Source organism: Stenotrophomonas sp. PS02301, from assembly GCF_029959485.1.
GTDB lineage: Bacteria > Pseudomonadota > Gammaproteobacteria > Xanthomonadales > Xanthomonadaceae > Stenotrophomonas > Stenotrophomonas maltophilia_Z.
Genome location: NZ_JASCOO010000175.1, coordinates 1 through 3,553, shown reverse-complemented (window position 1 = coordinate 3,553; position 3,553 = coordinate 1). Strand labels below are relative to the sequence as shown.

The following is a 3,553-nucleotide window of genomic DNA, read 5'->3' as shown; positions in this document are numbered from 1 at the left end:
GTACCGGGACCCGCTGCAAGTACGTCCCTGTAAGCTCGTGTGTTGCCATCCATGGCAACACACGGTCCCGATACCCCACCCGCGTCGTCCCCCCGACACAGGTCGGTGCGCAGAGAGGAAACGCCTCGCGCTTTTCAATGTGCGCAATGACGTTGGGCTTCTACGAATGCGCCCTTACGGCCACTGCATTTCACCCTTGGCTACTTTCGCGCTCAGTTCCAGTGAACTCTCGCCGGCCAGGGTCGGATAGCGCTTTTTCATCGCGGCGATGAGTGCGTTGGCATCTTTTCTGCGTGTGGTTTCTTCGTCGAACGCGCGGATGTAGTTGGCGGTGAAATCCACGGCGCTGATGTCCAGGGCGGCATCGGCTGCGTAGTGGCCCGGGATGACGCGGGTGGGGTTCAGTGCCTTGATGGTGGCGAGGGTCTGCAGCCAGTGCGCGTGTGATTGGGCGCTTTGGGTGTCGGCCATCCAGACGTGTTCGCCGGCGACGATGGGGATGCCGCCGAGGAGGGTGCGCAGGGCGGGGATCCACAGGACGGTGCGGTCCGGGGTGGGGCCGGTGAGGCCGATGATCTTGATCGGTTGGCCTTCCAGGGTGAGGGTGTCGCCGTCCAGTGGGGCGGGGATGACGATGCGGCTCGGCTTGCCTGCGCCCATCTGGGGGCCCCAGAACGCGAGTTTGGCGGCCTGGGTGGCGTTGATGTGGGCGACGGTGAAGGGGGTGGCGAGGATGCGGGCGTCGGGGAAGGCGTCCTGCAGGGTGGCCAGGCCGAAGTAGTAGTCGGGGTCGCCGTGGCTGATGTAGATCGTGGTCAGGCGTTTGCCCGAGTCACGGATGCGCTGGACCAGCTGCGCGGCATCGGTGGCGGCGAACTGGGCATCCACGAGCATGGCGTCATGGCGGCCGGTGATCAGGGTGGAGGAAACCGCGAAGAGGGCGTCGTCTCCGGGGTGGTAGGGCTGCACTGCCAAGGGGGCGTCCTGCGCGGGTGCGTCCGCGGCGGGGCGGGCAGGGCTGGTGACCGGGGTGAGGGCGGTGAGGCCGGTGATCAGGGCCAAGCTGAGGGCCAGGGTGGTGCGGGAGAGCGTGGGCATCGGGGGCGGTTCCATCCAGGGCCCCGGCGGGGATCGCCGGGGCGGGCAGGGCTCAGTAGGCGACGGTGGCGATCTGGCGCAGGTACTGCGGGGTTTCGATCTCGCTGATGAAGGCGTCGGCGTAGTCGGGGTAGCTGATCCGGCTGTGGCCGTCATCGCCGACCAGGAAGTTCTTCGCCTGGGTGCGGAAGCCGCCGCGCTGCGGGCCGGGGCCGATTTCGGCGGCCGGGGAGTAGAAGGTCCAGTCGAGGTCGTCGACGGCGCGCAGCTGCTTCAGCGTCTCGCGGGCGGCCAGGGCGACCGGCTTGTAGGCGTCGGGGAAGCCCTCGGTGTCCACCAACTGCACGCCGGGGGCGACTTCCAGGCTGCCGGCACCGCCGACCATGATGAAGCGGGGCACGCCGGCCTGGCGGGCGGCGGCGACCAGGGCGGCACTGGTGGTGGTCACCGTGCTCGGGGCATCGCCCGGGCGCGGGCCGAAGGCGCTGGCCAGGACGTCATGGCCGGCGATCACGGCGGCCAGTGCGTCGGTGTCATCCAGCGCGGCCACGGCCAGCTGGGCGCCGTCCAGTTCCGCCGGGAGGTCGGTTTCACGGCGGACGATGGCAGTGACCTGGTGGCCGCGGGCGAGGGCCTGGCGGGTGATTTCACGGCCGATGTTGCCGGTGGCACCAACGAGAGCGATTTTCATGGGGGAAGGTCCGTTGAGGAAGGAAGGCCAGCGTATGCCCCTGGAATCGAACGAAAAACCGCGTATAACGGCCTAATTTGTTGCACGGATCGATCAAATGGACCGGATGACGGCGATGAACGTGTTCGTCGAGGTGGCCGAGCGTGGCAGCCTGACCGCTGCGGCCGAGGCGCTGGAGATGTCGCGGGCGATGGTGACGCGCTATCTGGCCGAGGTGGAGCGCTGGCTGGGCGCGCGGCTGCTGCACCGGACCACGCGCCGGATCAGCCTGACCGGGCCCGGAGAGGCGGCGCTGCTGCGCTTCCGGCAGATGCTGGCGATCGGCGATGAACTGCACGCTGAGCTGGCTACTGACAACCCCGAGCCTCACGGGTTGATCCGGGTGACTGCGAGTGTTTCTTTCGGGCAGCTCCACCTGGCCGCGGCGGTGGCCGAGTTCGTCAAACGCCATCCGCTGACGCGGGTGGAACTGCTACTCGTCGATCGGGTGGTGAATCTGGTGGAAGAGCGGGTGGACATCGCCGTACGCATCTCGCGTGCGATCGACCCGAGTCTGATCGCGCGCCATCTTGGGCCGTGCCGGTCGGTGTTGTGTGCGGCGCCGTCGTACGTGGCCGAGCGCGGTGCGCCGGGCACGGCCGATGCACTGGCCGCGCATAACTGCCTGACCCACCACTACGTCGGCAAGAGTGTGTGGCACCTGCAGCGCGACGGACGGCAGATCGCGGTGGCGGTGGGTGGCAACATCAGCGCCAACGAAGCATCGTTGCTGCTGGAAGCCGTACGCGCCGGGGCGGGTATCGCCATGTTGCCGATGTACCAGATCGCGCCGCTGCTGCGTTCGGGCGAGCTGGTGGCCGTGCTGCCCGACTACACGGTGGAGACGCTGGGGCTGCACGCCGTGTACGCCTCGCGCCGGCAGCTGCCGACGATCATGCGCAGCTTCCTGGATTTCCTGGTGGAGCGTTTCAGCAGCCCGCAGTTTCTGGCGTTGCTTTGAGTGCCTGGGGTCAACGGCGCATGAGCAGAGCCGTTGCGGTGCCGCCGTACAATGGGGCTCCCACGTCGTTGAAGTGAGTGTCGTCTTGTCGTATCCGTATCCGTTGGTGGTGTTCGATCTGGATGGCACGCTGGTGGACAGCGCGGCCGATATCGCCGAAGCGCTCAACCGCACGCTGCAGGACTGGCAGTTGCCGCGCGTGCCGGAGGCGACGGTGTTGACGTGGATCGGTGATGGCGTGCGGCGGCTCGTCGAGCAGGCGTTTACCGCGGCTGGCAGCGATATCGATCTGGACGAGGTGATGCCCGGTTTCATGCGGCACTACGAAGCGTGCCTGTTGCGCAGCCCGCGCTTGTTCGATGGCGTGAGCGAGACGTTGGCCGCCTTGCGCGAACGTTCGGTGACGCTGGCGATCTGCACCAACAAGCCGTCCGCGCTGGTGGCGCCGTTGCTGCAGCATTTCGGTCTGCAGGACGTGTTCGCACTGGTGCTGGGAGGCGATTCCTTGCCGGAGCGCAAGCCGAATGGTGCGCCACTGCGGTACATCGCGACGCACTTCGACGTGGCCGTCGAGGCCGCGTTGATGGTGGGCGATTCGATCACGGATTACCGCGCTGCAGTGGATGCTGGCATGCCGGTGGCGCTGGTGCGCTATGGGTATCCGCGTGGGCTGGACCTGGACCACGTAGAGGCGGTTGCCGTGGTGGATGATCTGCGGGAATTGCTGGTGTTGTAAGGCGTTCGAGCGTGTGCCGACCAACCGT

The 3,553-nt window shown here is 67.3% G+C and carries 4 protein-coding genes; 2 read left to right on the top strand and 2 right to left on the bottom strand.

The window, feature by feature from the left end; translation table 11 throughout:
• Positions 1-174: 174 nt before the first annotated feature.
• Positions 175-1,098, bottom strand: a complete 924-nt coding sequence (locus tag QMX81_RS20645; RefSeq protein ID WP_282264314.1) for an MBL fold metallo-hydrolase — start codon at positions 1,096-1,098, stop codon at positions 175-177.
• A gap of 52 nt (positions 1,099-1,150) precedes the next feature.
• Positions 1,151-1,789 carry an NAD(P)H-binding protein gene (locus QMX81_RS20640; protein ID WP_282264310.1) on the bottom strand — a complete coding sequence of 213 codons (639 nt, stop codon included), beginning with the start codon at positions 1,787-1,789 and terminating at the stop codon, positions 1,151-1,153.
• A 97-nt stretch (positions 1,790-1,886) separates the two neighbouring features.
• Here QMX81_RS20640 and QMX81_RS20635 point away from each other — a divergent pair, with 97 nt between their 5' ends.
• Positions 1,887-2,789 carry a LysR family transcriptional regulator gene (locus tag QMX81_RS20635; RefSeq protein ID WP_121042474.1) on the top strand — a complete coding sequence of 301 codons (903 nt, stop codon included), beginning with the start codon at positions 1,887-1,889 and terminating at the stop codon, positions 2,787-2,789.
• A gap of 85 nt (positions 2,790-2,874) precedes the next feature.
• On the top strand, positions 2,875-3,525 hold the full coding sequence (gene gph / locus QMX81_RS20630; protein WP_282264308.1) for a phosphoglycolate phosphatase: 651 nt from the start codon (positions 2,875-2,877) through the stop codon (positions 3,523-3,525).
• The last annotated feature ends 28 nt before the right edge of the window (positions 3,526-3,553 follow it).